This window comes from Streptomyces sp. NPDC033229 (genome assembly GCF_055576875.1).
This window is the reverse complement of the sequence record NZ_JBVIQR010000001.1, coordinates 204,237-220,421: the sequence shown is the minus strand read 5'-3', so window position 1 is coordinate 220,421 and position 16,185 is coordinate 204,237. Positions and strand designations below refer to the sequence as shown.

The 16,185-nt window shown below is 68.5% G+C and carries 11 protein-coding genes; 3 read left to right on the top strand and 8 right to left on the bottom strand.

Translation table 11 applies throughout. From position 1 onward, the window contains the following. Window positions 1-170: 170 nt before the first annotated feature. From ACZ53N_RS00915 to ACZ53N_RS00900, 4 genes are all read right to left on the bottom strand, one after another. Window positions 171-1,481: a sugar ABC transporter permease gene (locus ACZ53N_RS00915; RefSeq protein WP_469138846.1), complete on the bottom strand. Its 1,311-nt coding sequence runs from the start codon at window positions 1,479-1,481 to the stop codon at window positions 171-173. Next, on the bottom strand, window positions 1,478-2,266 hold the full coding sequence (locus ACZ53N_RS00910) for an ATP-binding cassette domain-containing protein (protein ID WP_466899081.1): 789 nt from the start codon (window positions 2,264-2,266) through the stop codon (window positions 1,478-1,480). The genes ACZ53N_RS00915 and ACZ53N_RS00910 overlap by 4 nt, the downstream gene beginning before the upstream one ends. Before the next feature lie 64 nt (window positions 2,267-2,330). Continuing rightward, window positions 2,331-3,440, bottom strand: a complete 1,110-nt coding sequence (locus ACZ53N_RS00905) for a substrate-binding domain-containing protein (RefSeq protein WP_469138845.1) — start codon at window positions 3,438-3,440, stop codon at window positions 2,331-2,333. A gap of 164 nt (window positions 3,441-3,604) precedes the next feature. After that, window positions 3,605-4,804, bottom strand: a complete 1,200-nt coding sequence (locus ACZ53N_RS00900) for an ROK family transcriptional regulator (protein WP_469138844.1) — start codon at window positions 4,802-4,804, stop codon at window positions 3,605-3,607. A 683-nt stretch (window positions 4,805-5,487) separates the two neighbouring features. On the opposite strand from ACZ53N_RS00900, the gene ACZ53N_RS00895 reads away from it, so the two are divergent. Continuing rightward, window positions 5,488-5,889, top strand: a complete 402-nt coding sequence (locus tag ACZ53N_RS00895; protein WP_130881718.1) for an ATP-binding protein — start codon at window positions 5,488-5,490, stop codon at window positions 5,887-5,889. Window positions 5,890-5,967: 78 nt separating this feature from the next. On the opposite strand, the gene ACZ53N_RS00890 is transcribed toward ACZ53N_RS00895, so the two are convergent. The 3 genes from ACZ53N_RS00890 to ngcE all read right to left on the bottom strand — a co-directional run bounded on the left by ACZ53N_RS00890 (window position 5,968) and on the right by ngcE (window position 9,394). Further along, a complete protein-coding gene (locus ACZ53N_RS00890) occupies window positions 5,968-6,852 on the bottom strand; it encodes a carbohydrate ABC transporter permease (RefSeq protein WP_469139028.1) in 885 nt (294 codons plus the stop codon). 139 nt (window positions 6,853-6,991) lie between these two features. Continuing rightward, window positions 6,992-7,909: a carbohydrate ABC transporter permease gene (locus ACZ53N_RS00885; RefSeq protein WP_469138843.1), complete on the bottom strand. Its 918-nt coding sequence runs from the start codon at window positions 7,907-7,909 to the stop codon at window positions 6,992-6,994. Window positions 7,910-7,960: 51 nt separating this feature from the next. Then, a complete protein-coding gene (gene ngcE / locus ACZ53N_RS00880) occupies window positions 7,961-9,394 on the bottom strand; it encodes an N-acetylglucosamine/diacetylchitobiose ABC transporter substrate-binding protein (protein ID WP_469138842.1) in 1,434 nt (477 codons plus the stop codon). Window positions 9,395-9,795: 401 nt separating this feature from the next. Here ngcE and ACZ53N_RS00875 point away from each other — a divergent pair, with 401 nt between their 5' ends. Both ACZ53N_RS00875 and ACZ53N_RS00870 read left to right on the top strand, forming a co-directional pair. Then, window positions 9,796-13,662 (top strand): GH92 family glycosyl hydrolase, encoded by a 3,867-nt coding sequence (locus ACZ53N_RS00875; protein WP_469138841.1) that lies wholly within the window; start codon window positions 9,796-9,798, stop codon window positions 13,660-13,662. A 108-nt stretch (window positions 13,663-13,770) separates the two neighbouring features. After that, window positions 13,771-14,787: an FG-GAP repeat domain-containing protein gene (locus tag ACZ53N_RS00870; RefSeq protein ID WP_469138840.1), complete on the top strand. Its 1,017-nt coding sequence runs from the start codon at window positions 13,771-13,773 to the stop codon at window positions 14,785-14,787. 73 nt (window positions 14,788-14,860) lie between these two features. On the opposite strand, the gene ACZ53N_RS00865 is transcribed toward ACZ53N_RS00870, so the two are convergent. Continuing rightward, a complete protein-coding gene (locus ACZ53N_RS00865; protein ID WP_469138839.1) occupies window positions 14,861-16,135 on the bottom strand; it encodes a zinc metalloprotease in 1,275 nt (424 codons plus the stop codon). Between the last annotated feature and the right edge of the window lie 50 nt (window positions 16,136-16,185).

Below are 16,185 nucleotides of genomic sequence, written 5' to 3'. Positions count from 1 at the left end.
CACCACGCGCTGCGTTTTTGCTTTCCCTCACCCCCAACCTCCCCCTCTTCCTATTTTGGAGAACGCGCCCGCAGGGCGCCCGCCGCCGCAGGCGGCAAGACGGCCCGCAGGCGGCAAGACAGCCCGCCGTCGGCAGGACACACCGCAGCCGAAGACCGGCCGGAGGGGCCCTACGCCCGGCCGGCCGTCTTCTGGGTCTTGCGGGAGACCGAGTCGATCACGACGGCGGCCAGCAGCACCGCGCCGGTGATCATGTACTGGACGGCGGAGGCGATGCCCAGCAGTGCCATGCCGGAGGCGATCGACTGGATCACCAGCACACCGAGCAGCGCCGACCAGGTCTTGCCCCGGCCGCCGAAGAGGCTGGTGCCACCGATGACGGCCGCCGCGATGGCGTTCATCAGCAGGCTGCCGGCGCCGGAGGACTGGTTCGCCGCGTTGATCTGGGAGGCGAGGAACATCCCGCCCAGCGCCGCCATCGTGCCCGAGAGCGCGAAGACCGAGATCCGGATCGCGGAGACGTTGATGCCCGCGCGACGGGCCGCCTCCACGCTGCCACCCAGGGCGAAGACCTTCCGCCCGTACGGGGTGCGGCGCAGCACGAAGTCGAGCGCGACGACGACCCCGAGGAAGATCACCACGGCCAGCGGCAGGCCCTTGTACTCGTTGAACAGCCAGGCCACCACGTAGGCGGGCACCGCGATGGCGGCGGTCCGCAGCACGATCTCACTGAGCGGACGGCTGGGGACGCCCGCCGCCTCGCGTCGCCGCGCGTCCAGGAAGGACAGCGTGAAGAACGCGACCACGCTCAGCGTCGCCAGCCCGTAGCCGGCGGCGACGTCGCTGAAGTAGTGGTTGGTCAGCCCCGCGACCAGCCCGGAGTCGTCCAGGTTGATGGTGCCGTTGGAGCCGAGCACCTCGAGCATCAGCCCGTTCCAGCCGAGCAGACCGGCCAGTGTCACCACGAACGCGGGCACGCCGATCCGGGCGAAGAAGAACCCGTGCAGCGCCCCGACGAGGGTGCCCGAGAGGAGCGCGAGGACCAGTGCGAGCCACTCGGGCATGCCGTTGTTGACGTTGAGGACGGCGAAGACCGCGGCGGCCAGTCCGCTCACCGAACCCACCGACAGGTCGATCTCGCCCAGGATCAGCACGAAGACGATGCCGACCGCGATCAGGCCGGTGCCGGCGGCGGTGACGAAGAGGTTGGAGAGGTTCTCCGCGCCGAGGAAGGCCGAGTCCTGGAGCTGGAAGACGAGGCCGATGATGATCAGGCCGACCACCACGGGCAGCGAGCCCAGCTCGCCGCTGCGCATCTTGCGGCGGAACTCGCTCCAGTAGCCCGCGAAGCCCTCCTCGCGGACCAGCAGTCGCGGGTCCACGGCGGTCACGGCGCCCTCGGCGGCCGGCGGCGCGTCCTGGGGACGCGTGTCCTCGGGAGTGTTCCCCGCGCCGTCGGACTTGGACAGGTTCGTACTCACTTCTCGCCCTCCGCGGTGCGCGCCTTGCGGCGGGTCACGGCGTTGTCCGTGGCGCCGGTGATGGCGGAGATGATCTCTTCCTGCGAGGTGGCCCGCACATCGAAGGTGCCGTTGTTGCGGCCGAGGCGGAGTACCGCGACCCGGTCGGCCACGGCCTTGACGTCGGCCATGTTGTGGCTGATGAGGATGACCCCGAGGCCGCGCTCGCGCAGCCGCTCGACCAGGTCGAGGACCTGCGCGGTCTGCTCGACGCCCAGCGCGGCCGTGGGCTCGTCGAGGATGACGACCTTGGGCTCGCCGAGCAGCGAGCGGGCGATGGCGACGGTCTGCCGCTGCCCGCCGGAGAGCGAGGCGATGGGGATCCGGACACTGGGGATCCGGATGGAGAGGGTGGAGAGCAGCTCACGGGCGCGGCGCTCCATCTCGACCTCGTCCAGCACCCCGGCGCGCACGATCTCGCGGCCGAGGAAGAGATTGCCGACGACATCGAGGTTGTCGCAGAGCGCGAGGTCCTGGTAGACGGTCGCGATGCCCAGCTCCTGGGCGGCGTGCGGCCGGTCGACGGTGACGGGCCTGCCCTCCCATTCGATGACGCCTTCGTCGGCGGGGCCGACTCCGGCGATCGTCTTGACGAGGGTGGACTTGCCGGCGCCGTTGTCGCCGACCAGGGCGACCACCTCACCGGGATGGATCTCGAGCTCTACGTCGGTGAGCGCCTGGACGGCACCGAACCGCTTGGAGATCCCGCGCAACGCCAGCACGGGCGTAGCGGACACGTGCATCATCTCCTTCGCCGTGGCCGGCGGGAGTGGGGACAAGGGGAGAGAAAGAGCGGAAAGGGGGCTGTGCTTACTTCAGTCCGGCCGCGTCGCACTGCGCCTTGTACTTGGCGGTGCAGATCTCGTCCAGGTTGAAGAAGCCCTCCTTGCCGACGTACTTCCCGATGTCGCCCTTGGTCAGTGCGAAGGGGGTGACGATGATCGAGGGGATCTTCTTCTCGGTGCCGCTGTCGACGGTGGACTTGGCGATCGAGTCGAGCTTCTTGCCCTGCGCCAGGGCGACGGCCATTTCGGCGGCGGCGTCGGCCTCGGGCTTGTACGGCTTGTAGACGCTCATGAACTGCTCGTCGGCGAGAATCCGCTGAATGGCGGAAAGCTCGGCGTCCTGGCCGGTGACGGGCGGGAGCTTGTCGAATCCGGCGCTCTTCAGTGCGGTGATGATGCCGCCGGCCATGCCGTCGTTGGCGGAGTAAACACCGACGATCTTGTCCTTGCCGAGCGAGGAGATGGCGCCCTTCATGTTCTCGTTGGCGTTCTCCGGCTTCCACTCCTTGGTGTCGTACTCCTTGCCGACCTTGACCTTGCCGTCGAGGACGGAGTGGGCGCCGTCCTTGTACATCTTGGCGTTCGGGTCGGTGACGGAGCCGTTCATCATGACGATCTCGCCCTTGTCGGCGTCGTCGCCCAGCTCCTTGAGCAGGGACTCACCCTGGATCTTGCCGACGCGCTCGTTGTCGACGGAGGTGTACGCCTTGATCGGGCCCTCGGCCAGGCGGTCGTACGCGACGACGGGGATGCCCTTGTCGTTCGCCTTCTTCACCGAAACCGCTATCGACTTCGCGTCCACCGCGTCGACGATCAGCGCGTCGACCTTCTTGGTGATCATCGTGTCGACCTGCTGCTGCTGGACGGAGGCGTCTTGCTTGGCGTTCTCGTAGAGAACCTTGGTGTCCGGGCCCGCCAATTCCTTGATCTTCTTCTCGATCAGCGGGTGGTCGAACCGCTCGTAGCGCGCGGTCTGGTTCTCCGGCAGCAGGAGGCCGATGGTGAGCGGCCCCTTCTTGTCCTTCTTCTCACCGCTGCCATTGCCCGATTCCTTGGCGCTGCCACAGGCGGCGAGTCCGGCGGCCATGGAAACAGCGGCCACGGTGACGGCGGCACGACGCAGATGCGTGTTCACTGAAGAAACCTCCCTGACGAGGCCGCTTCGTTGCGGCCGAGGTGGCTGGAAGTCAACTCGGCCACCAAGGCACCGTCAAGAAGTAAATCCTTAACGAGATGGCAACGATGCCATTCGTTATCTGCGTGAACTCAAGAACCGTCCCGGGGAAACGGTGACGACCGTCAGGCGGGCGCGGGCGCGTCCGTCGGGACGCTCTCGTCCAACAGCGTCGAATCGCCCATTTCGTTCAGCACGAGCGCGATGGCGCCCAGCACCTCGGCCCGGCCGCCCAGCGCACCCGGCACGACCTCCAACTGCCGTGCGGCGCTGGGGATCGCGTACCGGGAGACAGATTCGCGGATCGGCCCGAGGATCAGCTCACCCGACTCCGCGAGGTCGCCGCCGAGCACCACTCGGCGGGGATTGAGCAGATTGCACAGGTTCGCCACACCGCTGCCGATATGCCGGCCGACGTCCGCGATCACCCGTCGGCAGCCCGGGTCGCCCTCCCGCGCGAGCTGCACCATCCGCGCAACAGTCAGATCGGTGCCGTGGGCCGAATGGAGCAACGGCAGGACATAGCGGGCGGCGGTGAACGTTTCCAGACAGCCGCGGTTGCCGCACCGGCAGACCGGCCCGGACTCGTCCAGGGTGATGTGTCCGATTTCGCCCGCCGTGCCCCCGGGGCCCCGGTAGATCTGCCCATTGATCACCAGGCCCGCGCCGACACCGCTGGCGACCTTGATGTACGCGAGGTCCGCCGCCCCGCGGCCGGAGCCCCAGACCAGCTCGCCGAGCGCACCGAGGTTGGCGTCGTTGTCGACGTACACGGGCACCCCGAGCCGGGCGGCGAGGTCGTCGCGCGGGTTGGTGCCCGCCCAGCCCGGCAGGATCGCCGTCGAGCCCAGCACCCCGGACTCCACATCGATCGGGCCCGGCACCCCGAGACCCACTCCGACGATCTTCTCCGGGCTGATTCCCGCCGCCGCGATCAGCCTCTTGACCAGCGCTTCCGCCCGGTCGAGGCCCTGGGCGGCGGAGGCGTCCACGTCCAGCGGCTCGGCCTCCTCGGCCAGTACCCGATGGGCGAGGTTCCCGATGGCGACATGCAGATGGGTGTGCCCGAAGTCGACGCCGACGACAATGCCGGCGTCCCCGGACAGCGACACGCTGCGGGCCCGGCGCCCGCCGGAGGACGTGGGGGTGACATCGACGGTCCCGCCGTCCTTCAGCTCCCGGACGATATTGGAGACCGTGGCGGCCGACAGCCCTGTGGACCGGGCGATCTCCGCCTGGGTGAGCGAGCCCGCCATGCGCACCGCGCGCACGACCCGCTCCAGGTTGGCCCGGTGCAGTGACGACTGCGACCCCGGAGTCTCCACGCCCATTCACTCCCGCCTCGCGGGCCCGGCACGACCGCCGCGCCCTCGGCCGGACCACAGCAGTGGAGCCCGGCTCTTCGTACAACATGTGAACCCTAAGCTGAGCCGCCTGGGTGAGATCCCGTCAAGGCCTTGACTCCACTTGAGCCCACATCGAGCCCACATCGTACGGATCCGCGGGGGCGGCGGGGCCCCGCGGGCCCGGCCCATCGGGCCCGCGACACGGCGCCCGGACCCCTCCCGCCGCGGCGGTGCCCGCTGCCCGGCCCCCGTCTTCGATCACCCGGAGCGATCGTGTGAAGCCCGTCACGGACGGTCTGTGCGACGGCGCCCGGGGCCCCGCCGCCCCTCAGGGCCGGGAGCGGGCCCGCCCCGGCCGGAGCGACCGGCACCCCGCCGACCTCCACATAGTCACCCCATAGGCTTTGAGTAGCCCGGGTAGCCCGAATGGGCGAATCCGGTTCCCTCGGGGTCCAATCCGACTGATCTTGGCTTGTCCGCACTCAAGCGCTTCTGCGGCATGTTCGCCCGACATAACCTCCGCTCGCCTGTCTTGGCGCAGCTCCGCGACGGGGTTCAACTGTCGGATAGTTGGGGCCTTCTGCGGCATTGGCGACGCACGCCAACCGATGCGATGCACGCGCAGCCACCGTCCAAGCCATAGAACGAACGGAGCCCAGCACATGTGCGAGGACCCCCAACTGGCCACCGCCGACTGGTGGTACACACTCCGGATCCCGGCGCAGCCCTGGATGATCAGCCTCATCCGCAGCTCGCTCCAGCTCGCACTGCAACGGCACGGGCGGCTCGACCTCGCCGACACCGCCTGCCTGCTGGCGACGGAGCTGGTCACCAACGGCGTGGTGCACGCCAACTCCCCGGTGACCGTCGACCTCAGCTGCCGCTCCCGGACCCTGCGGGTCGATGTGCACGACAGCAGCCCCGAGGCGCCCGCCCGGCGCAGCGCCGGCTGCGACGACGAGTCGGGGCGGGGCTTGACCCTCATCGACGCCTGCGCCACGGCCTGGGGCGTCTACCCGGCGGCCCATGGCCGGGGCAAGGCGGTCTGGTTCACCCTGTGCTGAACAAAGACCGGAGACGACCTGGTGGGGCCGCCTCCGGCGTGCGTGCGGCTGCCGCCGTCGCCCCGGCGGCCACGACCGCTACTTGAGCGCGCCCGCCGTCAGTCCGGCCTGGACCTGGCGCTGGAAGACGATGTACGCGGCGAGGACCGGGAGCATGGCGATCACCAGGCCCGCGAAGAGCCCCGACCAGTCGCCCTTGTAGCCCTGGCTGACGGCGAGGGCGACCAGCCCCTGGGGAAGGAGCTTCTTGTCCTCGTCGCCGACGTTCAGCACGGTGGGCAGCAGGTACTGGTTCCACTGGCCGAGGAAGTTGAAGATGCCGACGCTGATCAGGCCCGGCTTGGCCATGGGAAGCATCACCTGGAAGAAGGTCCGGGTGTGCGAGGCCCCGTCGATCATCGCCGCCTCGGCCACCGAACTGGGCAGCGTTTTGAAGAACCCGCTGAGGAAAAAGATCGTGAACGGCAGCGAGTAGGCGATGTAGACGAGGATCAGCCCGGGGTAGGTGTTGAGCAGCTGCATGTTCTTCATGACGAAGAACAGCGGCACCAGCGCCAGGATGATGGGGAAGCTCATCCCGCCCACGAACAGGAAGTAGACGAAGCGGTTGCCGGGGAATGCGAAGCGGGCCAGCACATAGGCCGCCATGGAGCCCAGCAGCATCGTGCCGAAGAGCGAACCGGCCACGACGATCACCGAGTTGAGGAAGTACTGACTCATGTGCGCCTGGGACCAGGCGCGGCCCCAGGCGTCGAAGTGCAGGCTCGTCGGCAGCGCCCACGGCGAGGTGAAGATCTCCTTGTCGGTCTTGAAGGCGCTCATCACCGCCCACAGCAGCGGCAGGGTGACCATCAGGGCCCACAGGGCCAGGACGCCGTGCGAGAAGACGTTGAGGACCCTGCCCTCGCTGCCGAGCCGCCCGCCCGGCGAGTCGATCGCCGGCCCGCCGCGCTGCGCCGGCAGGCCGGGCGCGGGGTCCGCCGTGGTGACTTCCGGGACGTCGGGGAGGTCCGAGGGCTCGGCTTGCGCGGTCACGGTGCTACTCCCGGTTCGGCGGTGGGGCGGGGGGTCGGCTTCGGCCGCGTGGCCGTCGAGAGGGCCATCAGTACTCCAGCCGCTCGCGCCGGCCGAGCTTCATGACGATGCCCGCGAAGATCATGGTGACGATGAGCAGCGCCACGCCGAGCGTGGTGGCGTATCCCGCCTGTCCGTCGCGGAACGCCTTCGTATAGAGGTAGTAGGCCAGGACCTCGGTGGAATAGTCCGGGCCGCCCGGCCCGACGGTCATGATCTGGATGACCGCGAAGGCGTCGAGCGCCATGATGCCCATGTAGACCCAGCCGGTCTGGACCGTGTCCCACAACAGCGGCAGGGTGATCCGGAAGAACGTCTGGACGCGGTTGGCGCCGTCCAGCAGCGCCGCCTCGTAGAAGTCCTTCGGGATGGAGCTCATGCCCGCCGAGAACAGGACGACGTAGAAGCCGACGTTGCACCAGACCATGACCGCCATGACGCACCACAGCGCGAGCTGTGGGTCGCCGAGCCAGTCCGGCTGTACGGAGTCCAGGCCGATGGCCTGGAGGAAGGAATTGAGCGCGCCGCTGTTGGGGTTGTACGCGAACTGGAACAACAGTGCGACGATCGCGATCGAGAGCACCTGCGGGAAGAAGTAGACGACCTTGTAGACGCTCGAACCGCGGACCCCGGCGATCGCCGCGTTCTTCCTGCGCCGGCCGCCGACATTGAGCATGAACGCGAAGAACAGCCCGAGCCCGAGCGTCACCAGCGGGAGCACCAGCAGCAGCAGGACGTTGTGCCCCACGGATTTCCAGAAGACCTCGTCGTCCCAGAGGCGCTGGTAGTTCTGGAAGCCGACCATCTTGAAGTCGGGACTGAGTCCCGTCCAGTCCGTGAAGGAGTAGTAGATGGCCTGGACGAACGGCGAGATGACGAAGACACCGTAGATCGCCAGCGGCAGGGCCAGGAATCCGGCGATGAAGCGGTACTTACCGTGCTGCATGACTTTCGACCCCGATCTCTTCGCGCGGGTGCCGCCGCTGGTGACGCGAGCTCACTTGTGCCGGTACTTCTTGACGGAGGCGTCCTTGGCGGTGTCGTCGGCGAACCGCTGGATCTTGGCGATCGCCTCGTCGGGGGTGGCCCGGCCGGCCATCAGTTCGCCGATCGCCGCCACGCCGATCTTCTCCTTCTGGAGGGCGACGTACCAGTCCTGGATACGCGGGTTGACGACGTTCTGGCCGGCCTTGGTGAGCGCCTCCTGCGAGGACGCCAGACCGGACGGCAGGGCCAGACCCTCGGTGCCGCCGTTGAGGGAGGTGAGCGAGGAGACCTGCTTGATGAAGTTCTGCGAGGACTTCTTGCTCAGCATGATGCGGAGCAGTTCCATGCCGCCGCGCGGGTTCTTCGCGTTCTTCGGCACGATGAAGGGCTCGCCGCCGGAGGCCCAGATGGTCCCGAAGGGCAGCTTGTCGCTCTTGTCGAGGCTGGAGGGGGCGCCGACGGCCATCCGGAAGTCCTTCGGGGTGGTCTTCTTCGACTCGTTCTCCACCCAGGAGCCGTTCGGGAGGAACAGCGCCTTGCCCTCGTTCCAGGCGGTCTGCGACTCGATATGGGTCAGACCCGGGGTGCCCTTGAGGATGTAGCCCTTCTTGTACAGCTCGTAGTACGCCTCGAAGGCGGACTTGACGGCCGGGTCCTTCCAGGCGTTCGGCTCCAGGTTGTCGATCTTGTCGAGCACCTCCTTGCCGCCGATCTTGGCGATGAAGGGGTAGAGGCTGAACGGCAGGTAGTACGGGTGCTTGCCCGCGTACGTCCAGCCGGCGATGCCCTTCTTCTTCGCCTTCTCGCAGACCGCGAGCATCTCGTCCCAGGTCTCGGGGTACTGCGCGTCGAGCTTGCCCAGATTGGTCTTCGAATACCAGACGCCGTAGACCGTGTAGGCGTAATAGAGGATCCAGGTCTCCTGGCCGTCGAACTGGCCCATCTCCACGACGCCCGGGCGCAGCGTGTCGCGGACCTTCTTCTTGGGGTCGTCGACGGAGGGTGCGTCGAGGAGGGCATTGAGGTCGGTGAGCTGCTTCTTTCCGACGAGGGTGCCCATGTCCATCTGCTCGGCGCCGGAATTGTCGATGAGGTCCGGCGGGGTGCCGCCGTTGAAGCGCGGCTGGAGCGTGGACTGGATCTTCTGGGTGGCGGAGTGGCTCACCTTGCTGCCCGGGAATGCCTTGCCGTATTCGGCCTCGGCGTCCTTCGCGTACTGCTGGCCGAAGCCGCCGTCGAAGATGACGACGTCGAGCGGCGCGCCCTCATTGATGGCGAGCGGGTTCGTGGCGCTCTTCTCGCCCTTGTCGACCTGGTTGGAGTCGCCGCTGTCGCCGCCGCTCGCGCAGGCGCTCAGCACGCTCATCGACGGCACCGCGATCAGACCGATGGCCGCCGCTCGTTTGATCAGATCGCGACGGCCGAATTCCGAGGTGGATCCCATGCTCAAGTCCTCGCCTTCTCCAGGACTCAGGCGGTGTACCGGTCTTCCCCTTGCGAACTCGCCATCGACGAAGGGCCCGACACCGCGGGTCAGTTGAAGCTTGGTGTGTGCTGGGTGTGCGTCCGGGATCGGTGATGTTCCCACGGCTTGGTCGTCCGCCGCTGCCTCCCGGGTCCGCCGCGGCGCCGAACCGTCGCCTCGGACGCCGACAGGTATAGTCCACTCCCCATCAACTGGGCAAGATCGAAAGCAGCTTTGACGACCAGTCTTTCCCGAGTTGAGACCTCGCCGACATACGCCGACACCAACCTCAAAAGCCTTGACACCACTGGTGTCTCACGCCCTACTTAACTCTGCGCGACTCGAGCGACAACGTTGTCAGTTTCGTCGAGAGGCATGAGATGCGACAGAGATTCAGACACCGATGGCGTAGCTGTGCCCGTCCCACCGCCCTCCTCGTGGCCACCGTACTGCTGACGACCGCTCAGGGCACCCAAGGGTGGGCCGAAAGCGCTTCCGCCGTTCGGGGCAAGGCTCCTGACGACGAGTTCGCTTCCTCCTTCGAAAAGGGTGAACCGCAGCCCGATTGGCGCAATACCGTCGAGACCGGCCCGGGTGGCCGGAAGAGGTCCGCCGGGGTGGACGGCAACGACACCACCGGGATCCCCGGCAATGCCACCGACAAGGTGACCGGCGTCCGGGCCAGCGGCGAGAACGCCGAGGCGGGAGAGGTCAAGGAGAACGTCGTCGACGGCGAGAGCGCCACCAAATGGCTCACCTTCGACAGGGCCGCCTGGCTGGAATTCACGCTGTCCGAACCGGTCAAGGCCGTCCGCTACGCGCTGACCTCCGCCAATGACGCGCCCGGCCGGGACCCCCGGGACTGGACGCTCAAGGGCTCCGACGACGGATCGCACTGGACCGTCCTGGACGCCCGCGAGGGCCAGAGTTTCGAAAAGCGCTTCCAGACCCGGGAGTTCTCCCTCAACGGCACCGTCTCCTACCGGCACTACCGGCTGGACATAGCCCACAACAACGGAGACGCGGTCACCCAACTGGCCGAGGTGCAGCTCGCGACGGCGGACACCGGCCCTCCGCCCGCCTCCGACATGCGCAGCCACACCGACCGCGGCCCGACGGGCTCTCCCACGGCGAAGGCCAACGTCGGCTTCACGGGCACCCAGGCCCTGCGCTACGGCGGCACCCACCAGGCGACCGGCCGCGGATATTCGTACAACAAGGTCTTCGACGTCCACACCAGGGTGACGCCGAGGACCCGCTTGGCGTACAAGGTCTTCCCCTCGATGCCCGAGGCGGATGCCCGCTATCCCGCCACCCATGTCTCGCTCGACCTCGCCTTCACCGACGGCACCTATCTCAGCGACCTCGGCGCCGTCGACCAGCACGGCGCGCGGCTGACGCCACGGGGGCAGGCCGATTCCAAGACGCTGTACGTCAACCAGTGGAACAACAAGACAGCGCTGATCGGCGCGGTCGCCGCGGGCAAGACCGTCGACCGGGTGCTCGTCGCCTACGACTCGCCGGTGGGGCCCGCCAAATTCCGCGGCTGGGTGGACGACATCTCGATCGCGCCCGCCCCGGCCGAGAAACCACAGGCCCATCTGGCGGACTACGCCGTCACCACGCGCGGCACCCATTCCAGCTCGAATTTCTCGCGGGGCAACACCTTTCCCGCCACCGCCGTACCCCATGGCTTCAATTTCTGGACCCCCGTGACCAACGCGGGCTCCATGACCTGGCTCTACCAGTACGCCGCCACCAACAACGCCGACAACCGCCCCACCATCCAGGCCTTCAGCGCCAGTCACGAGCCGAGCCCCTGGATGGGTGACCGGCAGACCTTCCAGGTGATGCCCTCCACCGCCGCCGGGATCCCCGACGCCTCCCGCACGGCCCGCGCCCTGCCCTTTCGGCACACCAACGAGACGGCCAGGCCGCACTACTACGGCGTCACCTTCGACAACGGCCTCAAGGCCGAGATCGCCCCCAGCGACCACGCGGCGATGATGCGGTTCACCTTTCCGGGGGAGAACGCCGGCGTCATCCTTGACAACGTCACCAACCAGGGCGGTCTGACGCTCGATCCCGAGCACGGAGTCATCACCGGCTATTCCGACGTCAGGAGCGGGCTGTCCACCGGCGCCGGACGGCTCTTCGTCTACGGCGTCTTCGACGCGCCCGTGACCGCGAGCGGCCGCCCTCGTGGCGGCGCGGGCGGCGACGTCACCGGATATCTGCGCTTCCGGCCGGGCAAGGACAAGGCCGTGACGCTGCGCCTGGCGACCTCCCTGATCGGCGTCGACCAGGCGAAGGCCAACCTCGAACAGGAGATCCCGGCCGGCTCCTCCTTCACCGGGGTCCGCGACCGCGCCCGCGCCGCATGGGAGGCGATCCTCGGCCGCGTGGAGGTCGAGGGCGCGAGCCACGACCAGCTCACCACGCTCTACTCCAATCTCTACCGGCTCTACCTGTATCCCAACTCCGGCTTCGAGAACACCGGTACCAGGGCCCGGCCGCGGCCCCGCTACGCCAGCCCCTTCTCCCCCGCGGCCGGCGAGAACACCCCGACCCGCACCGGCGCGAAGATCGTCGACGGCGAGGTGTACGTCAACAACGGCTTCTGGGACACCTACCGCACTACCTGGCCCGCCTACTCCCTGCTGACGCCCAAGAGCGCCGCGAAGCTGGCCGACGGGTTCGTCCAGCAGTACAAGGACGGCGGCTGGATCTCCCGCTGGTCCTCCCCCGGCTACGCCGACCTGATGACCGGCACCAGCTCGGACGTCGCCTTCGCCGACGCGTACGTCAAGGGCATCGGTCTCGACGCCGAGGCGGCGTACGAGGCCGCGCTCAAGAACGCGACCGTGGCGCCGCCCCACTCCGGTGTCGGCCGCAAGGGCATGAACACCTCCGTCTTCCTCGGCTACACGAGCACGAAGACCCACGAGGGTGTGTCCTGGGCACTGGAGGGCTACCTCAACGACTTCGGGCTCGCGAAGATGGGCGAGGCGCTCTATGCCAGGACCCACCGGGCCCGCTACAAGGAGGAGGCCGTCTACTTCCTGGGGCGCGCCCAGAACTACGTGAAGCTCTTCGATCCCGACGTCGGCTTCTTCCAGGGCAAGGACGACGGCGGGGCCTGGCGGCTGTCGCCCGACGCCTACGACCCGCGCGTCTGGGGCCACGACTACACCGAGACCAACGGCTGGAACTTCGCCTTCACCGCCCCGCAGGACACCAGGGGGCTGGCCGCCCTCTACGGCGGCCGGAGCGGCCTGGCGAAGAAGCTGGACGCCTACTTCACCACGCCCGAGACGGGGACAGCGGATTTCGCCGGCTCGTACGGCGGCATCATCCACGAGATGACCGAGGCCCGGGACGTCCGCATGGGCATGTACGGCCACAGCAACCAGGTCTCGCACCACATCGCCTACACCTACGACGCGGCGGGGCAGCCGTGGAAGACCCAGGCCAAGGTCCGCGAGGCCATGTCCCGGCTCTACCTCGGCAGTGAGATCGGCCAGGGGTATCCGGGCGACGAGGACAACGGCGAGATGTCGGCCTGGTACGTCTTCAGCGCGCTCGGCTTCTACCCCTTGGTGATGGGCGCCGGTGAGTACGCGGTCGGCTCACCGCTCTTCACCAAGGCCACGGTCCATCTGGAGAACGGCCGCGACCTGGTGGTGAAGGCCCCGGGCAACAGCGCCCGCGCCGTGTACGTCCAGGGCCTGCGGGTCGACGGCAAGGCGTGGAACTCCACCGCGCTCCCGCACTCCGTGCTCGCGGGCGGGGCGACGCTGGAATTCACGATGGGGCCGAAGCCCTCCGCATGGGGCAGCGGCAAGGACGCGGGACCGTCCTCCATCAGCCGTGACGACAAGGTGCCCACTCCCCCCGCCGATCTGACCACGTCGAGCGGTTCGGCGCTGACGGACGACACCTCCGCCACGGAGACGTCCTTCACCACCGCGCCCCTGCGGGTGCCCGAAGGGTCCCGGGTGACCTCCTACACGCTGACCTCGGCCGACCGGGCGAAGGCCCCGGACGGCTGGGTGCTCAAGGGGTCGGCGGACGGCGGAACGTGGACTGAGGTCGACCGGCGCACGGGCGAGTCCTTCGCCTGGGACCGGCAGACCCGGGTCTTCTCCGTCCGGGCCCCCGGACGGTACGGCCACTACCGCCTGGAGAGCGCGAACGGCGAGGTCAGGCTGGCCGAGGTGGAGCTGTTGGGGGTGCCGACAAAGTGATTGACAGGTAAAGAAAGTGTGAAACGATCGGTTTCGTCTGGTGGCGTGTCAAAAACAGACACGCCACCTTCTTTGTCTGATTGAGTCTGATTTCTTCTGGAGACCTACGTGGCCCACCTTCCCGGCCGTCACCGCGGGCGCGCCCTGAGCCGTCTCGCGACCGCGGCGATAGCCGCCGCTCTGGTCGGCACCACCGCCGGAACCGCCCTGGCCGACAGCTCCTCGGCCGCCGCGCCCGCGCAGCGCGCGGCGCGGCACGCTGCCGAGGACAGCGCCCAGCGCTGGGCCGAGGCCCGGAGCGCCGCCGAGGGCGCCCCCCAGGCGAACGCCAAGGCCGGCACCCCGGGCCTGGCGGCGCCGCGCGCGCTCCGCCCGAGCAGCCCCACCGCCGCCGCCCCCTTCATGGGGGTCTCCGCCGTCAACGACTCCGGGGAGGTCTACGCCTACTGGCCTGACGGCAAGGGCGGGCTGACCGCCCGCAAGCGCATGGCCGGCGACTGGCGGGGCATCGACACGGCCGCCCGTGTCGACCACGACGGTGACGGCATGCCCGACGGCGTGTACCTGCGCGGGGCCGACAGCAACATCTACTACGGCAGCGCCGGCGGCGGCGGCCGTCGCGTCGCGACCGACTGGGCACAGTACGACCAGCTGTTCACCCCCGGCAACCTCGGCGGGTCGAAGCAGTCGGACATCCTCGTCCGCGACCGCTCCGGCGTGCTGTGGCTCTACCTCGCCTCCGCCGACGGCTCGCTGTCGGGCCGCAAGAAGGTCGGTCCCGGCTGGGGCCAGTTCTCCCAGATCGCGGGCCGGGGCGACCTGACCGGTGACGGCAAGGCCGATGTCGTCGCCCGTGACAAGGATGGCGTGCTGTGGCTCTACAAGGGCACCGGCGACTACACCAAGCCGTTCGCCGCCCGCACGAAGATCGGTGCCGGCTGGAGCCAGTTCAGCAAGCTGCTCGGCACCGGTGACGTGGACCTCGACGGCCGCAGCGACCTGGTCGCCCGTGACGGCGACGGCGCCCTGTGGCTCTACAAGGGCACGGGCAACGCGTCCTCGCCCTTCAAGGCCCGTGTGAAGATCGGCAACTCGGGCTGGAACCAGTACCGCCTGATGTTCTGATCCGAAGGTGAGGGCCGCACTCCCGGACGGGGGTGCGGCCCTTCGCGTTTACTCAGATGCCCTTCGCGTTTGCTCACGCGGGAGCGCGGCGGCTCACCCGGCGCCGGATGACACGGCCGAGGGACCGTACCGGTCGCCCGAGCACCAGGGCCAGCCCGACGACGGGCAGCGTGAGCAACAGGACCTGGATACAGGCCGCGACCATGCCGAGGACCTGATTACCGGACGTACCGGCGTTCTCCACCAGGGAATTGACGACCCGCCAGTCGGACTGGAGCAGGCGGGGCATATTCATGAGCACGACGCCCAGCTGAAGAACGAGGGCCGGCACCAGGAACACGACCCATACCGCGACGACGATCTGCGGCCATCGCTTGAGGGCGCGGAGCCGGTCGTCCTGCGGTCGGCGGAGCACGACCCGCTTGAGAATGGGCGCGATGTACTTGAAGAGGTCGGGAATTCCGGTCAGGTCCGCGACGATGTAATAGCCGTCGAACCGCAGTGTGGGAATGAGCTGCTGAAACATTTCCAGGTGGACGGAGAGGATCGCCACCAGGAGAAGCGGAGAGCCCGTCGACGCGTACAGGGCGAGCAGGCCCAGGACGAAGAGGGCATTGAAGTAGACACCACCCAGGTCGGCCCGGATTCGGCCCGCGCGGCCCAGCCGATAGGAGTTGGTGATGTCGGTGTAGAAGGCGGGCCACACGACGTAGATGCCGCACCCCATGGCGCCGGGCCGCACACCCCCGTAACGGCACGCCGCGCCATGGCCCATTTCATGGAACACGCACGAGGCGATGGCCAGGAGGACGACGAGCAGCACACCGGCCGGGGAGGAGAGCACCGTCCGCAGCGCGGCACCGGTGTCCTGCGTCGACCACAGCCATACCTCGCCGGCCACGAACGCGGCGAGGGCGCCGACCACCAGCAGCGGGCGGAACAGCCAGGCGAAGAGGCCGGAGAGAAGCCAGGTGACACGCTCCGGCAGCACCGCCACCCGGAACCGGAACGAGAGGAACGGGTCGCTCTTGGGGGTGGGGGGAGGCGGTGAACCGTCGCTGTAGGTGGTGATACCGAGTGGAGCGAGCTTCTTGTCGATGAGGAAGGCGACGTGGTCCGCGGTGAACTGCCGCCCCGTCTGCCGGCTGAGTTCCTCGGCCACCGCCGCCGTCCGCTGCCGCGGCGGCAGGGCGCTCAACGCCCGGACGACCTGGTAGAGCAGAGTGGGGAGACGGACGACCTGTCCGTCGGGCCGGCAGACGAGGTGGGGCGGCTCGCGGTAGCCGGAGTCCTCGAACTCGCCGACCAGCTCCATGCCGGCCAGCAGCGCGGGTTCCGACAGTGCCATGGGCGCTCTCCGTGAAGTGACTGACGGCGAAGTGACTGACGGCGGACGGC